The following is a 519-nucleotide window of genomic DNA, read 5'->3' as shown; positions in this document are numbered from 1 at the left end:
ACCATTATTAACCAAATTTATATCAATCACATTATAGAATGCATTTGAAGTGTCTGCGACATCCCAAACGGCTAGAATAACGTGGTAGCCATTACGGTCCGTCGGCACGTTAATGGTATGAGTTAAATTAGTCGATGCAGCAGTGCCATTATGTGCTACAGTACCAATTGGCTCAAGGTCAGCACGGGTTAAAGGTTTGTTAGGATTCCAATCACGTTTTGTAATATAATAGTGCCATTTGCTTGTTAAATGTGGCGCAGTATATTTCCATGTAAAAGTATTGGGACCTCCCGTAATCGTATTCTTATACCAGCGATCTGCAGTTTGTTGATCAAGGATACCACCAAAAAGACCACCCGCAGATGCAATTTTTCCATCTAGAGGTCCACTTTGCGGAAATCCTTTAGGCGCCTCTAGACTCTGAGGCTCATACATGATGCTTCCACACATTAAGTTAAGTGCTCCATAATTTTGAGTACATAACGCTGCTCGGCTAGCTGGTTTTTCAACAAATCCATG

Annotated in this window: 1 protein-coding gene; it reads right to left on the bottom strand. The window is 41.4% G+C overall.

What is annotated here, in order from left to right; translation table 11 throughout:
- Window positions 1–519, bottom strand: a 519-nt coding sequence (locus ACP3VS_RS24230) for a lytic polysaccharide monooxygenase (RefSeq protein WP_426390294.1), incomplete at both ends; no start/stop codon positions are given.

Origin of the sequence: Lysinibacillus sp. VIII_CA, assembly GCF_049943995.1 — a bacterium.
Classification (GTDB): Bacteria; Bacillota; Bacilli; order Bacillales_A; family Planococcaceae; genus Lysinibacillus; species Lysinibacillus pinottii.
This window is presented reverse-complemented; position numbering and strand designations above follow the sequence as displayed.